General features: G+C 45.2%; 17 protein-coding genes. 6 read left to right on the top strand and 11 right to left on the bottom strand.

Features of this window, described 5'->3' with window-relative positions:
* Nucleotides 1–326: 326 nt before the first annotated feature.
* From LO761_RS02725 to LO761_RS02715, 3 genes are all read right to left on the bottom strand, one after another.
* Nucleotides 327–2,768, bottom strand: coding sequence for an efflux RND transporter permease subunit (locus LO761_RS02725; RefSeq protein WP_272816788.1), 2,442 nt, complete (start codon nucleotides 2,766–2,768; stop codon nucleotides 327–329).
* Nucleotides 2,769–3,119: 351 nt separating this feature from the next.
* Entirely contained in the window at nucleotides 3,120–4,376 is a 1,257-nt protein-coding gene (locus tag LO761_RS02720) for a hypothetical protein (RefSeq protein ID WP_272816787.1), read from the bottom strand.
* Between the two features lie 35 nt (nucleotides 4,377–4,411).
* Nucleotides 4,412–6,772: a TonB-dependent receptor gene (locus LO761_RS02715; RefSeq protein ID WP_407951536.1), complete on the bottom strand. Its 2,361-nt coding sequence runs from the start codon at nucleotides 6,770–6,772 to the stop codon at nucleotides 4,412–4,414.
* Nucleotides 6,773–7,124: 352 nt separating this feature from the next.
* Between LO761_RS02715 and LO761_RS02710 the strand changes: the two genes are divergently transcribed.
* Both LO761_RS02710 and LO761_RS02705 read left to right on the top strand, forming a co-directional pair.
* The gene (locus LO761_RS02710) at nucleotides 7,125–7,502 is read left to right on the top strand and encodes a hypothetical protein (protein ID WP_272816786.1); all 378 of its coding nucleotides are present in this window, start codon (nucleotides 7,125–7,127) and stop codon (nucleotides 7,500–7,502) included.
* 192 nt (nucleotides 7,503–7,694) lie between these two features.
* Complete coding sequence (locus tag LO761_RS02705) at nucleotides 7,695–7,943, top strand: hypothetical protein (RefSeq protein ID WP_272816785.1); 249 nt, start codon at nucleotides 7,695–7,697, stop codon at nucleotides 7,941–7,943.
* Here the strand turns inward: LO761_RS02705 and LO761_RS02700 are convergent.
* The 7 genes from LO761_RS02700 to LO761_RS02670 all read right to left on the bottom strand — a co-directional run bounded on the left by LO761_RS02700 (nucleotide 7,882) and on the right by LO761_RS02670 (nucleotide 17,013).
* The gene (locus LO761_RS02700) at nucleotides 7,882–9,609 is read right to left on the bottom strand and encodes an ABC transporter ATP-binding protein (protein WP_272816784.1); all 1,728 of its coding nucleotides are present in this window, start codon (nucleotides 9,607–9,609) and stop codon (nucleotides 7,882–7,884) included. The genes LO761_RS02705 and LO761_RS02700 overlap by 62 nt on opposite strands.
* 21 nt (nucleotides 9,610–9,630) lie before the next feature.
* Nucleotides 9,631–11,385 (bottom strand): ABC transporter ATP-binding protein, encoded by a 1,755-nt coding sequence (locus LO761_RS02695; RefSeq protein WP_272816783.1) that lies wholly within the window; start codon nucleotides 11,383–11,385, stop codon nucleotides 9,631–9,633.
* Between the two features lie 25 nt (nucleotides 11,386–11,410).
* Nucleotides 11,411–12,025 (bottom strand): TetR/AcrR family transcriptional regulator, encoded by a 615-nt coding sequence (locus LO761_RS02690; protein ID WP_272816782.1) that lies wholly within the window; start codon nucleotides 12,023–12,025, stop codon nucleotides 11,411–11,413.
* A gap of 68 nt (nucleotides 12,026–12,093) precedes the next feature.
* On the bottom strand, nucleotides 12,094–12,690 hold the full coding sequence (locus LO761_RS02685; RefSeq protein ID WP_272816781.1) for an outer membrane beta-barrel protein: 597 nt from the start codon (nucleotides 12,688–12,690) through the stop codon (nucleotides 12,094–12,096).
* A gap of 124 nt (nucleotides 12,691–12,814) precedes the next feature.
* Nucleotides 12,815–13,204, bottom strand: coding sequence for a hypothetical protein (locus LO761_RS02680; protein ID WP_272816780.1), 390 nt, complete (start codon nucleotides 13,202–13,204; stop codon nucleotides 12,815–12,817).
* Between the two features lie 183 nt (nucleotides 13,205–13,387).
* Entirely contained in the window at nucleotides 13,388–14,626 is a 1,239-nt protein-coding gene (locus LO761_RS02675; protein ID WP_272816779.1) for a YncE family protein, read from the bottom strand.
* 17 nt (nucleotides 14,627–14,643) lie between these two features.
* A complete protein-coding gene (locus tag LO761_RS02670) occupies nucleotides 14,644–17,013 on the bottom strand; it encodes a TonB-dependent receptor (RefSeq protein WP_272816778.1) in 2,370 nt (789 codons plus the stop codon).
* 717 nt (nucleotides 17,014–17,730) lie between these two features.
* Here LO761_RS02670 and LO761_RS02665 point away from each other — a divergent pair.
* Nucleotides 17,731–18,165: a Fur family transcriptional regulator gene (locus tag LO761_RS02665; protein WP_272816777.1), complete on the top strand. Its 435-nt coding sequence runs from the start codon at nucleotides 17,731–17,733 to the stop codon at nucleotides 18,163–18,165.
* A gap of 67 nt (nucleotides 18,166–18,232) precedes the next feature.
* Here LO761_RS02665 and LO761_RS02660 read toward each other — a convergent pair whose 3' ends face one another.
* Nucleotides 18,233–19,129 carry a helix-turn-helix domain-containing protein gene (locus LO761_RS02660; protein WP_272816776.1) on the bottom strand — a complete coding sequence of 299 codons (897 nt, stop codon included), beginning with the start codon at nucleotides 19,127–19,129 and terminating at the stop codon, nucleotides 18,233–18,235.
* A gap of 158 nt (nucleotides 19,130–19,287) precedes the next feature.
* Between LO761_RS02660 and LO761_RS02655 the strand changes: the two genes are divergently transcribed.
* The 3 genes from LO761_RS02655 to LO761_RS02645 are packed head-to-tail and all read left to right on the top strand — an operon-like array spanning nucleotide 19,288 to nucleotide 22,914.
* Complete coding sequence (locus LO761_RS02655; protein ID WP_272816775.1) at nucleotides 19,288–20,559, top strand: TolC family protein; 1,272 nt, start codon at nucleotides 19,288–19,290, stop codon at nucleotides 20,557–20,559.
* A gap of 4 nt (nucleotides 20,560–20,563) precedes the next feature.
* Nucleotides 20,564–21,457, top strand: a complete 894-nt coding sequence (locus LO761_RS02650) for an HlyD family secretion protein (RefSeq protein WP_272816774.1) — start codon at nucleotides 20,564–20,566, stop codon at nucleotides 21,455–21,457.
* On the top strand, nucleotides 21,454–22,914 hold the full coding sequence (locus LO761_RS02645) for an ATP-binding cassette domain-containing protein (protein ID WP_272816773.1): 1,461 nt from the start codon (nucleotides 21,454–21,456) through the stop codon (nucleotides 22,912–22,914). The genes LO761_RS02650 and LO761_RS02645 overlap by 4 nt, the downstream gene beginning before the upstream one ends.
* The last annotated feature ends 1 nt before the right edge of the window (nucleotide 22,915 follow it).

The raw sequence follows: 22,915 nt of genomic DNA, 5'->3' as shown, positions 1-22,915 counted from the left end.
AAAAGCGCTGTCGAGCTGCTCGCTAATGCATTTTCTTTCCAAAAAGCGCTGTCGAGCCGCTCGCTAATGCATTTTCTTTCCAAAAAGCGCTGTCGAGCTGCTCGCTAATGCATTTTCTTTCCAAAAAGCGCTGTCGAGCTGCTTGCTAATGCATTTTCTTTCCAAAAAGCGCTGTCGAGCTGCTCGCTAATGCATTTTTTTTTCCAAAAAGTGCTGTCGTCGGGTGTCGCCACTGCTTTTTCTCTCGTAAAAGCGTTGTCCCGATATGGGATGGTGCTTTTTCTTTCATGGAAGCGTTGTCCCGATGTGGGACGGTACTTTTTCTTTCATGGAAGCGTTGTCCCGATGTGGGACGGTGCTTTTTCTTTCATGGAAGCGTTGTCCCGATGTGGGACGGTGCTTTTTTCTTCATGGAAGCGTTGTCCCTGCTTTTCCTTTCCGAATACCCGAAGATATTTGAAGAGGATGGGCGTGAGGAACAAGTCCGCCAACAATGCCGAAACCATACCGGCCACCGCTAATAAGCCCCAGTTCTTCGTCTGCGTGGCGTCGGACGACATAAAGCCGGCAAAGGTTGCCGAGATGATAACTGTTGACATCACTATCGCCAGTCCCTCTGTGCGGAACGTCTTGCGTATGGCCGTGTTATAGTCGTTGTAGCGGTCGTGTGCCACATGACAATGGTTGATGAAGTGAATGGTGTCGTCGACGGCGATACCGAGTACCATAGGGATGAGCGAGGCGGTCATCATGTCGAGCGGATAGCCCAACCAGCCCATCATACCTCCCACGATAATGGCAGGGGCGATATTCGGAATCATTCCTACCAGTCCCACTTTCCAGCTCCTGAATATGAGAATGAGTATGACGCCGATAACCAACACCGAGAGGAGCATCGACCACATCTGTCCGCGCTCCACATACTGTTGCATCACGGTAAACTGCGGCAGATTGCCCACCACCGATACATGAGCATCTGGAAACAGTTTTCGAGCCTCATTCTGCAAATCGTCCATTTCCTTTTCTGCCTCGTTGGAGTTGTAGTCTTTTATCTCAATTTGCAGGCGCAGTCGTTGGTAGTCGTAGTCCATCCAGTATTCCGATTCCGTTCCGCCGGCATTCTCGTAGAGCAGCAGGAGTTGCGCCACCATGTCGGCATTGCCGGGAATCCGGTATTCCTTCAGATTATTGCTGTTGAGCGTGCAGTTCATGTCCTTTACGATGTCCGTAACAGAATTGTGCCGCTTGGTCAACGGATAGCTTTCCGAGGTGGTTGCCAATTGGTCAAGCTTTTTCAGGTTGTCGGGCTTCTTCGCATCATCGGCATGTGGCAGGGTAACCATCAGGTCGTAGGAGTACATGGTTCCTAACTCCGTGTCGCAGAGGTCGAGGAATTTCTTCACGTATTCCACCTTGCGTCCCATGGTCTTCTCAATATCGAAAGCCGGCTCGATGGAGAACATGCCGATACCACAAAAAAGCGTTATGGCTATGGAAGCAATGAATATCGTGAGGTGGTTGCGCAGGATAAAACTGCCGAACCGCTCGAATTGTCCTCCTACATATCCTTCGAGGCTCTTGGAAATGTCGATGCCGGACTTGCTGTCTTTTCCGAATGATAGTATCACAGGGGTAACGATTAAGCAGGTAAGCAATACCGACAGCAGACACAACGAGGTGTTCACGCCGATAGCCTTCATGGGGACAATCTTCATGGAGAGGAAAGTCATCATGGCAGCTATGGTAGTCAGTCCCGAGAGCAACACTCCCCAGCCTGTCTCGCCTACGGCATCGGTGATGGAAGCCTTACGCCTGCCTGTCTCGATAAATTTTGTCTTGAAGAAGTTATACAGGTGGATGTTATAAGCAATGGAGCAGGCAAAGGTCAGTATGACGGCTATCATGGCGGTGGTCATGTCTATATAAAGCCCTATCCAGCCGATAATGCCGAAACCTATCAGCAGGGCGACCACGGAGGTGAGCAACGGGGCGATGACGCCTCGTAGCGAACGAGTGACTACGACCATGACTATGATGGCAACGATGAAGGCAATAAGGAACAGACGCCCCATCTCCTTGGTCAGATAGACAAACTTCTCGTAGCTCAGATAGGGCATTCCAGCGGCGTCTGGCGAGAGTTCCGCGTATTTTTCCTTGCCGATGATGTGTCCGGCTTCTTTGCCCGTGAGCATGTCGGGGGCAATGTCGCTCGTCTTCTTCCACACGCTGTCTTCGGGAAAAGGACGCAGCTTTACCATGATCCATGTCATGGTGCCGTCGGTTGATACTAATTTCTTGGCAAGATAGGGCTTACTGTATGCCTTGCGCTTGATTTCTTTCAGCGAAGCCGCGTCCGAAGGTATTTCGTCGGGCACAATCTGCTCAATGGTCATGCCCTCCTCGGTGCCCACGGTGAACTCAAGGTCGGTGAGCGACGTAACCTTGTCGGCATACGACAGGCTGTCTTTCAGCTCCTCGCTCAATTCACGAATAAGCGTCAGGCTACGCTTGGAGAATATATCCTTATTCTTCACCAATACCGCCACATAGTAGTCGTTTCCGAAGATGGACTTGAACTCGTTTGTTTTGAGCAGCATCGGGTCGTCGCTCACAAAATAGTCGTCGAACGAGGTTTTTATCACGATACGTTTCGTTCCCATGAACGAGAAGGCGACAAGAGCGGCGAATAGTGCTACTACCAATAGGCGGTGGCGTAAAATCCACACCGACATCTGCCTGAATTTTCTATTAATGCTTTCGATTTTCATTTATGTTATATGTTATATGATTACAATTACTCAAATACACGCTTATATAATGAACATCGTTTCGATTTGTTCACAAAAAAAGCGCACCGCTCATTGTCTGAACGGCGCGCCCAATATGAAACGACAGTTTCCAACTGTCCGTGATGTTTTCTTCTTCTTATCATATACTGATGATATGCTCGCAAAGGTAGCGCAAACGAGTATAATGAAAGCCGACTTTCAACTTTTCGAGTGCAGTCAATCTTCGCAATCGCAAAGGTAGAGGTAAATGCTGAACGCGGCAATACCTAATATTTGGTATTTTCTTTTCGTGTGGAAGTGTCGCGGATTTACCTGTGGAACTCTCTCTCCTTACTCCGCGTAGCTATAGAAGAAGAATGGATTGCCTGTGATGTTCATCACGGGACCTTCTACTTTTCCGGTAGTTGGTTCGTAAGAGAAGAATCCCGTTGTCTTTTTGCCGGCATTGCCGAATACTATCAGATTCTTATGCTTGCCAACGGCAACTCCATGCGGATTCGATACATCCAAACCCTTGATTGCTTTGATGGTTTTTGCCTTGAGATCTATACATACGGCTACGTTTGTCAGGCAGGTATAGGCATGTTCCATACCGGTTGGGTCTAACTTATAGGCATTGAGGTAGCCGTAGAGTAAACCGTTCTTGTCGTAGCAGACGGTGGAGAGGAACTCGCCATATTCGCACGACAGACCTTCCACCTTGATCTTGCTGATGTCCATCTTATAGGTTGGGTCTATCTCGTCTTGTCCGCTCTTTATACGTACAATGCCTCCCGGAAAGTCGGGAAGGAATCCAAAAGCTCCGATACAGTTGATATAAATGTCATTGTGTTCGTCTACAAAGATAGATCTGGGATCGATGGGGCGTGTGGCAAAACAGAAGCCGGGCTTCTCGTCGACGATGTGCTTGAGCAGTTTGTTGGTCTTGGCGTCAATAATGGCCACCTCCACCGTGTTCTTCACCGGCATATAGCGGGCGCCCATCTGATTGAGTCCTACATAGAGTTTTTCGTCGCGTATAACCATGGCCGCAGGAGAGACATTGGTATTCTCGTAGCTCAAGGCATTCAAGTCGATATCTTCAATCTTGGTCATGGTCTTGGGGTTGAATACCATAATCTTTCCTGTACCCTGTAAGGTGAGGAATGCCTTTTCATCGTTCAGTTCCACGATGTTGGCTGGCGATGATTTCGCAGGCACGGCAAGTGCTCCCTGCTTCTGCCACTCTGCTTTGTCGTTGAGCGTATAGCGCACTATTTCCGACTTGCCGCCACCCATGTAGTCGGGCAGCGTATATATGTTGCCTCGGTTGGTGGCGATGGGCATCACGCCGAATCCCATGGGTATGCTGTTCTTGTTATCGTAATTGCCGGGCGTGAAATCGGGAACAGCCTGAAGGTGTACGGTGCCCGAGTTGCCTTCAGCATTGGTTACGCTGGCGGCAAAGAGTACGCCTTTGAAGGTCTCAGCTTTCGGCGTAGGAGTAGGGGTTGGGGTAGGAGGATTAGGTGTTGGATCGTCCTTGCTGCCACAACCGGCAGCAAGGGTCATCATGATGAATGAAAAAAAAAGAGTTCTGATTTTCATAAAATAAAAATATTAAAATGAAACAATATTGTTAACTATTTCAGTAGGTAGCGCACCTTAAACCATACAGACCGACCGGGTAATGGACAGTTAAGTTCTGAAATGACACGCCTGTCGGCGATGTTCTTCATCTTCAGCGTAAGTGTCCACCGGTTGTCCATAAAGGCGTGTTCCACTGCGGTATCCATGGTAAAGGAGGTAGGAATTTTGCGTTCCTGATTCTTGCTCATCTCAAAATCGTAGAAGTATTTATGTACGTACGACGCGTCGAAGAGGATACGCGTATTCTGTCGTTTGCCTCCAAACAGATTGGCTTTATGAAATTCCGCGCCAAAGTTGCCCATCAGGTAGGGCACGTTGGGTATGCGCATGTTCCTTGTGGGATTGGGCACCGATGTTTCCGGCACAGTCTTACGCACATCGCGTAAGTCTTGCAGTGTTCCGTTGGCATAGAGATACAACAGCGGATGCACATCTCCTTTGAGCTCGAGTTCCACTCCCTTTGTGCGCACCGTGCCGAAGTTACGGTAACGGGCCAGACTCGGCACCATATCCGGCACGAAACGCACCATGTCTTCCAAAGTGTTGAAGAACGCGTTGAGCTCGGCTTCGAGAATGCCGCCATCTTTTTTCTGATGCCGATAGAGAAGTCCCAAATTAACACCTTTGACGCGTTCCGGCCTCAGGGCAGGCGATGCCAACACCGAGTATCCATTGCCTATCAGTTCCTCGCTTGTGGGGATGCGGACTTCCGAATTGAACGAGCCTTTCACCATTAAATCGGGCGTAAACGCATAGCGGATGGCATCACTGAAGCCGAAATAGTTTTTCGACATTCTTACAGGCTTGGGAGAAGAGATGGAATAACCGTCAATGTTGCGTGAGTGGGAGCTGTACAAGTATTCCTTCAGAGTGAGTGCGTTCTGCAGCTTGTTGTCGAAAAGCGAGAGGTCGTAAGACAGCCCCACCGTGAGATTGCTCATGCGACTGTGGAAATTAGCTATGAATCCCAGAGCCTTGTCCATCAGGTCATTTTTGGGAAACATATTGGTATTGGTAGCGCAGACATTGAGGTTCACCGCATGGTGACGGGCAAGAGTGTAGTTCATGTTGAGTTTGGCGTTCAGGTCGATACTCCTGTTGTCGGCATCGGAAGGGTATGATCCTTGCTCGCCTCCGTAGGGCGATACGGCCGGAAAGCTGTTGCCGTCCCAATCGTAGCGGCGCAAGGCCTTGTCCACGAGTCCGTACTTACCCAGCACAAACGCAAGGTCGAAGTCAAAATCGAGTCCGTCGGCAAAGAAGTTCTGGCGCTTGAGCGTAAGCGACGACATCAGGCTCGACGAATGGTTGTACGCTTCACGAATATCGGTTTCAAAGCCTTGTATCTGTTGGTTGGTAGAAACTCCTTCCAGTTCCAATTTCATCTCGTCAAACCACCATTCCGTAGCCTTGATCGATATTCCGCCGATGTACTTGCGAAACCTGTCATGGTCGCGTCTCACTGTGCGCCCATCAAGCGTGGTGAGTTTCATGGTATAGTCGTTATCAGAATAGCTCACCACGCCGCCTGCGCCAAACTGCAGTCCCGTTTTATGGTTGGTGCGCTTGAGTACTGTCGAAAACTGATGGGTATTGAACGAGGCTATCTCGTACGACACATCCAAATATGTGGGCGGGTATTCCTTAGTTACTACGTTCACCGCTCCGCCCAATGCCGAACCGCCAAACTTGTAAGGTACGATACCCTTGTACACTTCTATTCGTTCTATCATGCTCGTGGGAATATCGCTCAGAGCTACAAAGTTACCCACGTTCCCTAAAGGAGAATCATCGATAAACAGCCCCATGCGTTTGCCCTCCAGTCCTCGCACGGATATGCGTGACGCGCTGCCCATGCCGCCTGTGTTGCGCATAGTAATACCCACCGTGCGGGCTAATACATCGTTGATGTTAGACGCAGTGCCCTGTAGCTGTTGCTGACCGATGACCGATATAGGCATGCCCGATTCTCTCAGTTGGCGCATCTCGCTCCGACTGGTTATTAGCACCTCATCGAGTCTGTTGGCCGATGGCACAAGACTGAAATCATGCCTCAGGCTATCGGCATTGGTTTGTTCGAGTGTAACCGTTGCCGTCTGATAACCCACGAAAGAACATTGCACCCTCACCCTGCTGCCTCGTCGTATGCCTACGCTATAGAATCCGTTGTCGTTGGCTATTCCTCCTGTGCTTGTTTCCATCACCTTTACGGTGGCTCCGATGAGAGGTTCGCCCGAGAGCTGGTCGGTAACATGACCGCATAAAATCATTTTCTGAGCAGAGCCGGAAGCCCCTGCCATCATCCAGATCCATGCCATCAATAATATGTGGATATATCGTTTACCGTTTTTCATCTTTCCTTATTTATATTATATATTATAACTTGATTCGTGCCCTATAAGGGCAAATCAAGCCAAAGAGATTTAATCAAAAATTCTATCTTAATGATTTCATGCCTTGATGTGGCTGTATCACTATGTTTTTCCTATATGTTTTTATGAATACGAAGTGATAGTGTATGGAACCATCTGTTTTCTCTTCGACTTCGACGGTGCAAAAGTAGAGGTAAATGCCAGAAACGGCAATACCCAATATTGGGTATTTTGTTCTATTCTCGCGAGTGTACATTAAACTCAAATCGCAGTTTGGGAACTCTCAAAGAATTGCCGTATTCTTATAAACGAGAAAATAACGAAGGAATAACAAATGGCATTTTACAAAGGCGGTATATGGTTTAAGAAGATTGAGAAGATAGCTCAGTCCGTAGGTCGTTTCCGTGATCAATTGAAATATGTATCTGCTGACGGCAGCACTGACGTGCGTATAACCTATAAAGCCTATACCATCACTAAAAACGACATCCTTCCTGCTGCTTTCGAGCAGGCTAACTACTTCTTCCTACCTGCTCTTGGCTACTACCGCGAAGACACGCTCAACCAAGTTGGCAGCGGTTGCTACTATTGGTCGTCGGGTGCCTGCTCTGACAATGGTGTAACTACGTACTGCTTGTTGTACACCAACTCTTGTATACACATGACCATCAGTTACCGTTGGGGAGGCTACCCTGCTGTACCGTTCGAATAATCGGAAAGAGGCAAGAAAATTCTCCCGACGGTGCTCTTACGAAGAAAAAAGTGCTGTCGGGGACTCCGAAACCTCTTTTACGAGAAAAAATGCATTGTCGGGAACCCCGAAAGCACTTCTACGAACAAAAAAGTGTTATCGGGAACTCCGACTGTACTTTTTTTATAAATTAACCTATAAAACACGATGATTATGATTAAAAGCATTCAAAAACTCGACCTCACACGTCTCCGTGTGGAAGAAGATTTCGGATTTCATAAACTCGTCATCGCGGAAACCGAGAAACTGCCATTGGCCGACACCAAACCCGGACACGCCGTTGGGATTGACGCGCTGCGCGACGAGGCATGGCGCGCCATGCGCAAGTATGTTCTTTTCATTATGACTTATTTCCCTGTTGCAATGCCACCATCCGGGCAAACTCGCCGCCCTGAGCCATGAGTTCGTCGGGCATGCCCTGCTCGATGACCGTTCCGCCGCCAAGCACCACGATGTGGTTGGCATTGCGTACGGTGCGCATGCGGTGGGCGATGATGATGACGGTCTTATTACGCACTAATTCGGAGATACCTGCCTGAATTTTGGTTTCGTTCTCGGCATCGAGGCTGGCGGTGGCTTCGTCCAAGAGAATGACGGGAGCGTCTTTCAGCAGGGCTCGGGCAATGGAGATGCGCTGTCGCTCGCCACCCGAAAGGGTTTCGCCGTTCTCGCCGATGACGGTGTCGTAGCCCTGAGGCATACGACTGATGAAGTCGTCGCACTGTGCCAGCTGTGCCACGCGCCGCACTTCCTCGTCGGTGGCATCGCGCTTGCCGATGCGGATATTGTCGGCGACAGAGGCATTGAAGAGCAGCACGTCTTGAAACACCACGGCATAGTTGCGAAGCAGCGTCTCTGGGTCGATGTGTGAGATGTCGTTTCCACCAAGCAGAATCATGCCACTGTCGATGTCCCAAAATCGTGCGGCAAGTTTGGCGGTGGTGCTTTTGCCGCCTCCCGACGGACCGACGAGTGCCGTTACTTCTCCCTGACGGGCAGTGAACGAGACATGGCTCAATACCTGCCTTTCGGTTTCGTAGGCAAAGCTGACGTCGCGGAACTCGATGTCATAATTATCTACTTTCATCTCCTTGGTTCCTTTCTGCTCCGGCATCGCTTCTATTTCTTTCATCCGGTTGATACGAACGTCAAGGAAAGTGAGTATGGCGAGATTGTTGCATACTTCCTGAATGGGGTTATATACCATGGCCGAAATGAGGAGGAATGCCATATAAACAAATATGCTAACCTCGCCCCTTTGCAGCAACCATGCACCTAAGAGAATGACGGTGGGCATACCTAATTTCAGGAGCATGGCAGAGAGATTGACAAATACGCCAGCCACTAATTCGCCGCTGACCAATTCTTTCTCATACGCTGTCAGCCGATTGTCGAAACGGCGGTTGTATTCGTCCTCGCCATTGTACGACTTTATCTCCTGCACACATTCCAATCCCTCCTGTATATGTTCGGTTACACCACGCTTAACACGGTAATTCTGCACGAAAGATTTGTTCATCCTGTGTCTTGCCAACAGCAAAGTTGCTAAAGCCAATGGCACTACCCAGAAGAGGGCGACAGCCAGTTGCCAGTCGTAGAAGAACAGACCGACGGCAATGATGAGCATACTCAGCACCGAAGCGAACAGTTGAGGAACAGCGTGAGAGAAGATTTGCTCCAGCGAAGTGCAGTCTTCCATAACGGTAGAGGTAAGGTCGGAAAGATTCCGCTCACCAAAAAACGCGAGGGGCAGACGGCGCAGTTTCTCCGCCATACTTATACGACGTTGCGCGCTCTCATTGTAAATGGTGGTGTAGGTACTGTCGTACTGCCATCGGGCGATGACGAACATCACGCACATCAGCACAACTGCCAATAACACATAGAACCCCAATGCATGTCGATTGGTATCGGGAATAACTTCCAAGTATTCCATGAGGAAGAGGAACAGATAGGTGGGCGGCAACATCAGCGCAAGGTTGAGCAGCGTTGAGAAGGCTATCCCCCTCCGCAAGTCTTTTGCCCCTTTTTCCGAAAGGGCGAAACGGTTTTGAAAATATTTAATCATCTTTGTATGTCATTTGAATGTTTACAGTTTCCATGCCACCGCTTTCCGGTATTCGTTCCACATGTTGTAATAGAGTCCCTGCTTAGCCAGCAGTTCCTTGTGCGTACCCTGTTCGACTATCTGTCCGTTATCCACCACCACAATGTTATCGGCATCTTGTACGGTGGTCAGTCGGTGAGCTATCATCAAAACGGTTTTTCCGTGAGTCAGGTGTGCGAGTGCCTGACGGATAAGGTACTCGTTCTCCGGGTCGGCAAAGGCAGTAGCTTCGTCGAGCACCACGATGGGCGCGTCTTTCAGAATGGCACGCGCGAGGACAATGCGCTGCTGTTCGCCACCGGAGAGATAAGTCCCCTCCGTTCCGATAACAGTGTTTAAACCTTGGGGCAGACGGTCGATGATTTCACGGCTTTGCGAGAGGTCTATCGCTCGGTCTATCTGTTCCGCCGTTGCCTCGGGATTGCCGTAGCGCAGGTTTTCCATCAGCGAGGTTTTAAACAAGCGGGTATTCTGGAAAACGAAAGACACATGGCGCATCAGTTCCGATTTATCCATCTGCCGGACATCCACTCCGCCGATGCTCACACTACCCTCGCGCACGTCCCAGAAGCGCGGGATAAGCCGTGCCATCGTCGTTTTTCCACTGCCCGAAGCTCCCACGAGCGCCACCGTTTTTCCTTCGGGAATGGTGAGGTTGATGTGGCTGACGGCATCTTTCTCCATTCCCTCATATCTGAACGAAACGTTATTGAAACGGATATCGAAGGTTGGGGATGTTTGAGGTGCATTCGTATCGGGAAGCAACGAGACGTCGGTCAGTTTCTCCAATCGGTCTACCGCCTCGTTTGCCAAGAAAAGATTCTGGCTGAGATACATCATCTTCATCACATTGGTTGCAATGACCGGTGTGATGACGACGAAGAGGAACAGGTCGGCAATGACCACCGGCACACTTCCCCCATGCCCGATCAGGATGATGCCCACCGGCACGAGGAAGAAAGCAAAGGCATTGATGGCAACGGTGTAGGCCGACATCGGAGAGCGCCACATCAAGGTGTACTGAATAACAAGGTCACGATAGCGGATGATGCTGTCGTGGAACCGCTTGAACGAGAAGACGGTCTGTTGGAAAACCTTCACCACCGGAATTCCGCGTACATATTCCACTGCCTCGCCGCTCATCTTTTCCTGCGCGTCGAGATATTGCTTTTGGAAGTTGTTGTTTTTTGGATTCATCATATAGCCCATGATGCCGAAGGCGCAGACTATGGGCAGCATGGCCGCCAAGCCCAACTGCCAATCGACCGCAAGCAGCAATACGATGACACCAATGGGGGTGACAATGCTTCCCGCCGCGTCGGGCAGGATATGCGCCACGAATGTATGTGTCTGCGCGGAGTCCTCGTCAATGATTTTGCGCATGCGTCCGGTATTCTGTGTATCGAAGAATCCCAATGGCACACGCATGAGCCGTTCCATCGCGCTGCGGCGCATATTGGTTTCGATACGGAACGCAGCGAGATGCGAGAGCATGAGTGCCGCGAAGTAGAGCAATACATTAAGTACCGACACAATGAAAGCGGCAAGAGCATAGCCCCATACGGGCGCGTCGGTAAGGCTGCCCTCCGTGGTGAGCAGCGTGCGTACCACGAGCCACATAAGAATAAATGGGACGAGCGAGAGCAGCCCGTTGACTGCCGACAGCCCGACAGAGCAGGGCAGCAAGGGTTTGCGCCTTCCCATATAAGCCCCTAAGCGTTTGAGTGTTTTTATCATACCTTTATATGTTTTGAAAATTATTCTATGGTTTCATCAATTCTTTCCACCCTGCTATACCGTAATTGGCATACTGCCTGAGTGCCAGCTTGATTTCCTCCTCGCTATAATCCTCGTGTTCCACGAGTTCGCAGAAGAGGGTCATCCACGACGAGCAGGTGAGATGGAGCAGGAACGGCGATATGTTGATGTTGAGATGCGGATAGCGTTCCTTCATCAGTCGCAGATACTCCACGCCTACCTGCATCTGGTGGTCGATGACTTTGTTCTTGTACCCCTCTAATGAAGTTCCTTCGGCATTGAAGAGCAGCAAGCGCAGTTCTGGACGGAATTCCTTGACAATAGCGAACATGGAAAACATGTAGTCAATGTGCTGTTGCCGAAGTTCGAACACGTCGAGCGAGAGACGCTCCTCGTCGTTGTGCGAGAGGATGTATCGGTCGAGCGCGGTAAGTAACGGTCGCATAACCTCGCAAAACAGCGCGTCCTTACTGTCGAAATAATGATATAGGTTGCCCACGGTCACACCTGCCTTGCGTGCCACGTTACGGATGCACGTTCGCTGCACCCCGTTCTCGATGAACTCCTGATGCGCTACTTCCAATATGCGTTGCTCAATATCTGTCTTCAAAGTCTGCATAATCTAATAAAAAATGAGAATGTTATATCGTTCATATCATATAGGTAATCGGTGAAATTACTGTTTCTTTAAAACTCTAACTCTAAACCAATCATCACCTCCTCGGGAGTAAAGTGGAGACCAAAGCCGTCATTGCCGATTTCCTGCTCCTCGCCTGAGAAATAATTCTTTCGGTAACCTGCGAAGCCCATACGCATACAAAGACACAGTCCTTTGGTCAAATCTACGCACGCGCCCGGACGCAACCCTATTTCTAAGCCGTGATGTTTGTCTGTTTTGTTCGGATCGGTTGGAGTTATGTAGTTGTAGCCGATGCCACCGTCTAAGTAGAGGTTGAACGGCCCTTTGTGCAGATAATAGTAGCGTACAAAAGGCGATATTTTAAGGGCATGCGACCTTTCGCGTCCGTTATCGCCACGCTCGGAGTTGAAGGCATAGCCCAACATAATGCCTGTTGCCCATGTATCGTTGAAGTGCCAGCCTATTTCGGGATAGAACTGCAACGTGGTAGCTTTGGTCTTCGTATTGTTCCAATATGTAACGGTGCCGCCTATGAACAATCCCTCTTCGTGGTCGTCTTCTTGAAAAGGCAATGTGATTTGCTCTTGCGCCCAGCCGATGAATGGAACGAGGGATAAGATAAATGTGAATAGCTGCTTTTTCATTGTCAATGAGTTTTGTTGGAGTTACATGAAAAGTGAACGTCATTCAATTCGTTAGGCAAAAAAACGCATTATATCATTGTGATAAGTGCGTTTTTTTGCTTGTTGAATGAATGTTTGGTATGATTTATTCTTTTTTATTCCATTTCCACGCCTCACAAGCAAGCGCAATGCTCACTATGATCAGCATAGGATGGATAAAAAGTTGCGGAAGCTCAAAGCTGACTATCAGTTCCGTGCTATGTATCGTACAGAACAGGGCCGTGAAAGCGGCGAGACAGAAATGTACCGTCTTATGCCAGCGTTTGCGGGCATAGAGCGAAAGGAGCAATCCTATCATCGGTATTGTGAGTGAAACAACGGCCATCAATACGAGCATAGACATCGGTGCTACGCCGTCGTTATAAACAGCAATGTTGGCGTTCCAAAAAAGAGGTATCATGTCTGTCAGAGAATGCGCGGACATGCCTGCGACTATGGCAACCCATAGAATTGAAATTTTAAAATTCTTTTTCATCATTATATGTTTTTAATTTTGAATGTTTAATTACCGGACGAATCCGGCAAGTTTCCTAATGAAGTGCTGTTCAAAGCGGGACAGCTCTTTTTTCTCTCCGAAAAGCATTGTCCCGATGTGGGACAGCTTTTTTTCTCTCGTTTAAGAGGATGTGCCAACTTTCTTGACACACCATCAACTCGTTTAGTCGAGTGAAATCACTTTATAGGCACCGCTTGGCGTCTTCACGCTTGGTTGCGTGGAACCTTTTCCCGTTTCCATGTCGTAGCGATAGAAGCCTATGCCGTTGTCGGTATGTTCACCGAAATAAATGGAACTTCCCACCTTGATAACAGCATTGGAAGCCCAGCCGCATGAAGCGGGAAGAGGAAGTATGCGTCCTGTCTTCTTGTTTACATCTATTTCGTAGGGAACATAGCATTTGTTGACGATATAGGTCTGATCGTTGGGATCCTTCACGAGTGAGGGCTTATAAAGGAATATGTAGATTTTCCCATTGCCACCATAGGCCATAGACATACCGTAGGAACCAACTTCTCCTCCATCGGTTGTTTGCAGACTCATGTAGAAATCCTTATCGAAATCTGTTTCACCTTTCTTGATACGCAACAGTCCGTCTTTGTATCCCTTGCCGGGCATAAACTGACACATTATCGCCGCACGAGGTCCCGTGTGGAAATAGATGTTACCGGCTTCGTCCATAACAGGCGATGTATGTCCGACCATACCGAGACTTGTTGCGCGGTCATCTTTTATAACCTTTTCCACCTTGTCGGTAGCCACATCAATGACAGCTACCTGTGCAGGTGTAGCAAGGATTTCCTTCATGGACTTCGCTTGGTTGAGCGGAAGGAACAATTTGCCGTCGCGTACCATACCGTTACCTCCGTCAGGATCTTTATCACCTTCTGCGTAGGGGGAAAGATCTATCTCTTTTGTTACAGTCATTGTAGATGGATTGAATACTATCAGTTGTCCGCGGCTTGCGCACGTGACAGCATAAGCTTTCGTATCGCTTGCAAAGATTATTTCAACCACATTGGGTGAGCCGGGGAAAGATAGTGTACCCACAGAATGAGCAGAAAGTTGCCCGTTGGCGTTCACTTCGTATTTGTGGAGAGTTTGCTCGCCTCCGTAACCATACATCGAGCCGGACTGAAGATAGACGTACTTTCCATATTTCTCCATGAAGAGGTGTCCTGTGGGAAGCGTTATGGCTTTATCGTAAGACACGGACGTACCTTCGTTGAAATTTTCGAAGCTGGTGATAAAAAAACTGTTGTCCGATTGCGCGGACATTAGAAAATGATGCTTGGTTTCAGGCAGGGGATGGTCTTCGTTCTTATCTGAACAAGACACCATCGTTGCTGCAAACAGCATAGTCAGACAGGGCAATGCCCATAGAAATTTGTTTGTTCTCATACTTTTTTGTTTTATGGTTATATTTTATTAATAATGTATTTTATCTTTAAGTGAAACGTGCGCCTTTCCATCGGATATCGGAATTCCGCCCAGTTCTCACGGTTGAGTATATTTTGTACTTCAAAACTAAGCTGACAATGTTTGTTGAAAGAATGATGAACGGCGACATCCCAACTGTATCTTGCCGGTATAAGCATAGTGTTATTGTTACTTGCCTCCCAATTGTAACTGAATTCTTTGGTATATCCGAAAGAAGAGACAAAGGCCGAGGATGAAGATTTCCCCAATAATCTGTCTTTGTGCAGACGTAGTCCGATGTTGCTAAACAGATAAGGCATATTGGGGATTCGATAGCGGTAATGAAAGTTTTCTCCACCGCCTACGGCTTCCTTTCTCATATCACGGGCATCTTGCCACGTTATGTTTCCCTGCATATCCAACCAGCGGTTTAACTTGCCGTCCATTTCCATATCTATACCCATCACGCGAGCCTTGCCGATATTGTCGTATGCCATGTTCATGGAACTATACATCAACTTAATCATGTCCTTTGCGCTCATATAGAATGTATTCACTCCTATTCGTAATTGCGGATAACGTCCGGCATTGATAAGCCATATTGCCCCTGCGTTAATATTAAAACTACGCTCAGGGCGAAGCTTTTCAGACGGGATCAGCAACACACCGTCACCAAACAGTTCATCGGCTATCGGCATTCTGACTGTTGATTGCACGGAGGCTTTCAGTGTCAAAGCATTGTTTTGAAGAAGATGTAATGCCATTGCCTCGCTCCAGCCTATTATGGTACTGTGGTTGGTCGATGTTTTAAGCTGTTCTTGCAACATGATGGATTCTGCAAACGGAAGGACTCTTGAATGGTGATTAAAGAGCTTTATCCCCAGTTCGTTTGTGAGTTTGTCATGACATAGTTTCCATTCATGAGTCAGTCCAGACACGATGGTATGTAATTTGCTCGGGTATCCGCTGGTAGGCAGACGCGAGTAGCGATCGGCAAGTTCGTCTTTTGGCATTTTGCGCCCATAGCGGTAATTGGTATTCCATGTAATAAGTTGATGGTTGCCAACCTTATAAGTCAGGTTGAGTAATTCGCGGATAGTTGTATGTTTATCGTGTGAATCGTTTGGAACGGAGCCTATTTCTCCACGCTCGGATCCACTTGGAAACTTATTCCCGATGAAATCGTAACAGTAATGCGATGTGTCCACCTGATTGACAAGATTGAAGCTGACTATGGAGTGGAGTTGCGCTGTGAGTTTGTCCTTTAAGAATCTTTTTTCAAGACTCAGTGCCGAACTTGCAGAGCGTGTTCGTGTAAAAGCATGTTGTATGTTGTTTTGAACGTTCATCAGTCCACCTTGTATCTCTTTGCGGTAATAGTCAGCGCTCAACGTAATGTCAAATTGATCAAACCACAATTGTTGGCTGCTTATACCTACATTGAAACCTTCATGTAAATAGGCATCATGGTCGCGATGGATGATGCGTCCTAACTCGAATGGAGAAGAAAAACTATAATTGTTTTTCGCGTAGTTCATCGTAGCACCGGCATGTAGAGCCGTCGAAGTTTTGCCCAAATAGCGCTTCAGCTGTAAACTGCCAATATACGTGTTGTAAGATGCTACTTCAAATGCTGCCTCTAAATGATTTGTCTTGAAGTCTTTCAGCAGGATGTTCACAGCCCCGCCTAATCCATCACCGCCCAGCCATGCAGGAATGATACCTTTATATATCTCCACCTCCTCAACCATGTCGATAGGAATACTGCTGAGTTGAAACTCGTCGGAATTTCCCATAGGCATACCATTGATGAAAATACCGATGCGCTTACCGTCCATCCCTTGTATGATGACGCGCGAAGCATTACCTAATCCTCCTTGTCGAGCCACCTTGATACCGGCTGCATTGTCAAGTATCTCGTTTAAGGTCGCAGTCTTGTATCTAAGAGATTGGCCGTCGATGATGGTAACTGCGGACGGAACTTCACGATGCGCTTGTGCCTTACTTTTTCCAACTATAACTATATCAGATAAGATATTATTTAATGGTTGTAATTCCACATTACAACAAATGCTGTCATTGACGCATGATTTCTGGTTGAAGGCTATATTACGACTTTTATATCCTATATATTGTACTTTAATCCTTCTGTCGCGACTTGAGGGAAGATGCATTCTAAATGTGCCTGCCTCATCGGAGGCTGTCCCTACGCCAGTGCCTTCTAATATAACTGTGGCACCCTCCAAAGGTTTGTGAGTCAGCGCATCAGTGATTCGACCATAAACTATTTTTTGAGCGTACATATTCTGCCATGTAAATAGGCAAATCAACACTAATAGAAGGTTGTGAAGTATATTTTTATCGCTCATGATTATTTTTTTTATCCATATAATTTCGTATGTTATTTTATTCAATTATTTTTCAAAAATGAACACCATTTAGTTTTGTTCATAAAAAAAGTGCACCGTTCTATGATGAATGGTGCACTTCTCAGTAATCTTATTATAATCCTTTTTATGTAGTATTTATCTTTTATCATACACTTTTATTTTACCTTTGCAAAGTAAATATAAACGAATGCAAAGTAATCTTGCTCATAATTTGCCGAGTACCGGTTTATTTCCACAAAGATATGAGGTGTCTTCTATACTTACAATACCGAGAAATGGGGATTTTTCGATTGTTTCTTTTATCATTAAGCTCGATAGTATTGATCTTATAATGAAGTGATTCGTATGAGATAGTGAACTCATCAAAAGTTTTGAGTAACTCATGCGTATGAGTTTGACAAGTCATCCGTATCAGTTGAGCAACTCATGCGTATGAGTTGAGTGATTCATACGCATCACTTTTGCAACTCATCCGTATGACTTTATAAAGTGATGTCCGACTATTGGAATGTTGCTTTCCAACTCTTCATAATGTATAAAAGCAAGATTAAAAATTTTAGCGGTAAACAGAATAAGAGCACTTGATATCATGCCGAACTCTTTGCTAATTCCTAAAAGTTTTCTTTCTTCTTACAGATTATAACCGGATTGCCATTTATTTTCCTTACTTTTGTAAATCAGATAAAGAGAGAATCAATGAAATCATTAAGTAGTGTTGAAAGAATGACAAAGCATGGCATACATCCTACAGCTACACGTATTCTGGTATTGGATGAGATGCTTAAAGAGCAGCGCCCTATTTCACTTTCCGAACTCGAGGAACAGTTGGACACAGTGGATAAATCGACTGTTTTCCGTGCACTGACTTTATTTTTAAAGCATCATCTTATTCATGCGATAGAAGATGGTAGTGGCGCATTGAAATATGAGGTTTGCGAGGGAGAAGATTATTGTGATGACATGCATACTCACTTTTATTGTGAAATCTGTCATCAGACGTTTTGTTTGAAAGATGTGCCGGTTCCTATTATTCAAATACCGGAAGGCTTTGAAATGCATTTCGTTAACTATATGATAAAAGGGATATGTAAGAATTGTTCTATAAACCATCGTATCCACGAAAATATATAAAAAAGAATTTTATGGGAGAAGTTGGAAATAGCAAAGAAGGGGGCATGCACATCGTGGTCGTAGCGACTTATGATTCCCTGTACTTTTGAGGAGTCATTCCTGTATGGTGCTTAAAGTATTTACAAAAGAAACTGGCTGTTGAGAAGTTCAATTTATCTGTTATCTGAGAAATTTGTAAGTCAGAATGCTTTAACATTACTTTTGCGGACATGATGACAGCCTTATCTATCCAGTCTTTTGCAGTTTCGTTACTTACCAATTTTACAATCGTTCCCAAGTATCGTTGGGTTATACACATCTTATCGGCATAGAATGCGAGCGACCGTTTGTTTTTGCAATTTTGATTTACTAATTGGATGAATTTGTTGAACGTCTCCTGATTATGTGAAATCTGTTGTTTTGTTCCTGATGAGTTGGAATAGACAGAGTATATGTATCGGTAGTAAGTTGCTATCAGATAATTTAACACCTCTTTATCAAAGTCTTTTTGCTTTGTTAAAAGAAGCGCGGTAATAATCAATCCCTTTATAAATTCTACCTTTTCTTTTGCAATATGAATATGAAAATCTTTCAGTTGACCATTGAATATGTATGGAATCTGCCCTCTGAAAGCAATATTCAGAATATCCTCGCTTACGGCTATGCCTATTATCTCTAAATCGGAAGATAATTCTATAATTTGTATGATGCTTCCTTTTCCTAAATAAATTAAGTCTCCAGGTATAAATTGATGGTCAATCAAGTTTATGATGATATGTGCATTCCCTTGTTTGCATATACCTACTCGTGCGTCTTCCATTTCGTATGGATTTTCTTTATAGAGAACATCTTTGAAGATAAATTTTCCGCCATTGATAATACCAATGGAATTATCCAAATAAAAGTCGGAATATTTCATTTGTTGTTTTTCTATTGCCTTATTCAGCAAAGAAAATGTGAGTTTCTTGATTGTTTTCTTATTCATGTTTAATCTTATTTTATGACTCAAAGATAATAATTTGGGGACAATTTGTACAATTAAAATTGATATTTTGTACAATTAGAACATCTATCACTCATAATTGATAATTATAACATGAATAGAACCGATATCTTTGCAACGAAAACAATATACCGGCGAGTATGAATAGATTAAAAACAATTCTCAGTTTGTTTATGTTGCCTTTGTTGCTTCAAGCGCAGGTAACACTGGATGAGTGTCAGCAGGCGGCTCAAGAGAATTATCCGTTAATTAAGAAGTATGACCTGATTAGTCAGACTACCGATTATTCGGTAAGTAACATTAGTAAACGTTGGCTTCCTCAGATATCAGTTTCTGCTCAAGCTACTTATCAGAATAAAGTAACTTCGTGGCCCGATGGAATTCATGGTGTGTTTCAGCAGATGGGATTGGATATGCGGGGGGTGAAAAAAGATCAGTATAAGATAGGTTTGGATATAAATCAAATAGTTTTTGATGGTGGAACAATAAGAAATCAGAAGAACATAACCCGACTTCAAGGAGAAGTGCAGATTGTTCAGAATAATATAGATATGTATGCTATTCGTGGCAGGGTTAATGAATTATTCTTTGGTATTCTTCTGACAGATGATCGAATAAAGTTGAATGAGGATATGCAAGTTGTGTTGAAATCGAATGAGGATAAACTGATTTCCATGTTAAAAAACGGAACAGCTACAGAGAGTGACGTGAATTCTGTTAAAGCTGAGCGATTAAATGTAATGCAACAATATACCGAACTTCTGTCGTTTAAACAGAGCTTATTGCATATATTATCTGTTTTCTGTGGAAAGGAGATTCTGTCTTTGCGGAAACCCGATGTTATCTCTCGTGTTATGAAGAATAATCGTCCGGAGTTGATGTTAGCGGATACTCAGTTGAAACTTATTAATGCTCAGGAGAAAATGCTTATCTCTAATCTCCTTCCAAAGTTAAGTGTATTTGCTCAAGGATATTATGGTTATCCGGGATTTAATATGTTTAATGATATGATGCATCATGATTTCTCTTGGAACGGCATGGTTGGCGCTCGTTTGACTTGGAACATAGGGAGTCTTTATACTCATAAGAATGATAACTTTAAGATTGATTTACAACGTCAACAGTGGGAGAATTATCGCGATGTCTTTCTTTTTAATAATAATCTGCAGCAGATTCAACAAGAAGAAAGTATCGAAATGTATAAGAAGTTGATGACCGATGACGATGAGATTATCCATCTGCGTTCTTCTGTTCGTGAGGCGTCTGAGTCGAAGTTGAAGCACGGTATGATAGATACGAATAATTTGCTTATGGAAATCAATAAAGAAAATAATGCTAAGGTATCTAAGTCTATACATGAGATAGAGATGCTGAAACAAATATATGATTTAAAGTATACAACAAATAATTAAGGATATGAAAGCATTACAAGGTGTATTCGTTATAGCTGTAATAGCTCTGACAGCATGCAATAACAATAAAAGGAATTATGACGCAACCGGTGTCTTTGAGGCTACCGAAGTGACTGTCTCTGCTGAGCAGACAGGACGTCTTCTTCAGCTTGATTTAAGTGAAGGCAGTAAATTAGGATTGGGAGAGCAAGTTGGACTGATTGATACGGTTCAGCTTTATTTGAAAGCCCGACAGTTGGGTGTCACAAAAGATATTTATGCAAATCAACGTCCTGATTTACAAAAGCAGATTGCAGCTACACGCCAGCAATTGTTGAAAGTGGAAACGGAACAACGTAGATTTGAAAGCTTGGTTGCGGACAATGCAGCAACTCAAAAACAATTGGATGACGCAAAGAATGCCGTTCAGGTGTTGCGTCGTCAGTTGGAAGCGCAAATTTCTTCATTGGGTAATAATACACGAAGTTTAAACAGTCAGATGAGTGCCGCGGATATTCAGCGTTATCAAATTCTTGATCAATTGGATAAATGTCATATAAAGGCACCTATTGCCGGAACTGTTTTAGATAAATATGCTGAGCCCGGAGAATTTGCCGTTACGGGCAAGCCTTTGTTTAAGATAGCCGATACTGATAATATGTTTATTCGAACTTATATCACTTCAGTTCAATTGGAGAAAGTAAAAGTTGGTCAGCAGGTAAAGGTTATGAGCGACTATGGTGATAATAAAGGCAGAGTGTATGATGGAATAGTTACTTGGATTTCCAATCGTTCCGAGTTTACTCCTAAGACGATTCTTACCAATGATGAGCGTGCCGACTTGGTATATGCAGTAAAAATTGCAGTGAAGAATGATGGTTATTTGAAGATAGGAATGTATGGTGGGGTGAAGCTATGAAAGCTATCGAAGTAAATAGTGTTTCGAAGCATTATGGTAAGAATATTGTTTTGAATAATGTCTCTTTTTCTGTGAATAAAGGGGAAGTGTTTGGCTTGATTGGTCCGGATGGGGCAGGAAAAACGACTCTTTTCAGAATAATGGCTACTCTTTTATTGTCTGAAACAGGAAGTGTGGCTGTCGATGGTTTTGATGTTGTCAAACAGATGAAAGAGATTCGTCGTAGGGTAGGATATATGCCGGGGAAGTTTTCTCTTTATCAAGACCTTACCGTAGAAGAAAATTTGAAATTCTTTGCTACTTTGTTTAATACTACGATAGAGGAAGGATATGATGTTATAAAAGCAATTTATTCACAGATAGAACCGTTCAAAGGTAGAAAAGCGGGCGCTTTGTCGGGCGGAATGAAGCAAAAGCTGGCTTTGAGTTGTGCTTTGGTGCATCAGCCGAGTGTGCTTTTCCTTGACGAACCTACTACCGGTGTAGATCCTGTTTCACGAAAGGAATTCTGGGAGATGCTTGCATCGTTAAAAGAACGAGGCATTACTATTGTAGTTGCGACTCCGTATATAGATGAAATTCGTCGGTGTGATAGCGTTGCTTTTCTACATAAAGGAAAGATTCAGGGCATTGGAACTGCGAATGAAATTCTGATTCGATTTGCAGATATCTTTAATCCGCCTATGTTGGAACATATTGGAGGACGTAAGAATGTGAATGATGAAGTGATTCATGTGGAGCATTTGACAAAGGCCTTTGGTAATTTCTATGCCGTAGATGATATTTCGTTTTCTGTAAAAAGAGGTGAGATATTTGGCTTTTTAGGCGCAAATGGCGCAGGGAAAACTACGGTAATGCACATGCTGACAGGGTTGAATCAGCCTACCGGTGGACATGGTGTTGTTGCCGGATATGATATTTCTACTCAATATGAAGAAATAAAGAAGCATATCGGTTATATGAGTCAGAAGTTTTCTTTGTATGAGGATTTGACGGTGAAAGAAAATATTCGTTTGTTTGCGGGAATCTACGGTATGAGAGATGATGAGATAGCCTGCAAGACAGAGGAATTACTTGTCAGACTGAAGTTTGTAGAGCATAAAGATACTATTGTCAAGTCTCTTCCGTTGGGATGGAAGCAGAAACTGGCTTTCTCGGTAAGTATCTTCCATGAGCCGAGTGTAGTATTTCTGGATGAGCCGACAGGTGGAGTTGATCCGGCTACGCGACGACAGTTCTGGGAATTGATTTATGATGCGGCTGCTAAAGGAATAACTGTTTTTGTTACTACGCATTATATGGATGAGGCTGAGTATTGCGATCGTATATCTATTATGGTGGACGGAAAGATTCGTGCCATCGGAACACCGGCAGAACTGAAAGAAAAGTTCCACTTGCCGGATATGGATCATGTATTTACTTATTTAGCTCGTCAGGCAACACGTAAATCGGATTAGT

This window comes from Phocaeicola oris, from assembly GCF_021295095.1.
Classification (GTDB): Bacteria; Bacteroidota; Bacteroidia; order Bacteroidales; family Bacteroidaceae; genus Phocaeicola; species Phocaeicola oris.
This window is presented reverse-complemented; position numbering and strand designations above follow the sequence as displayed.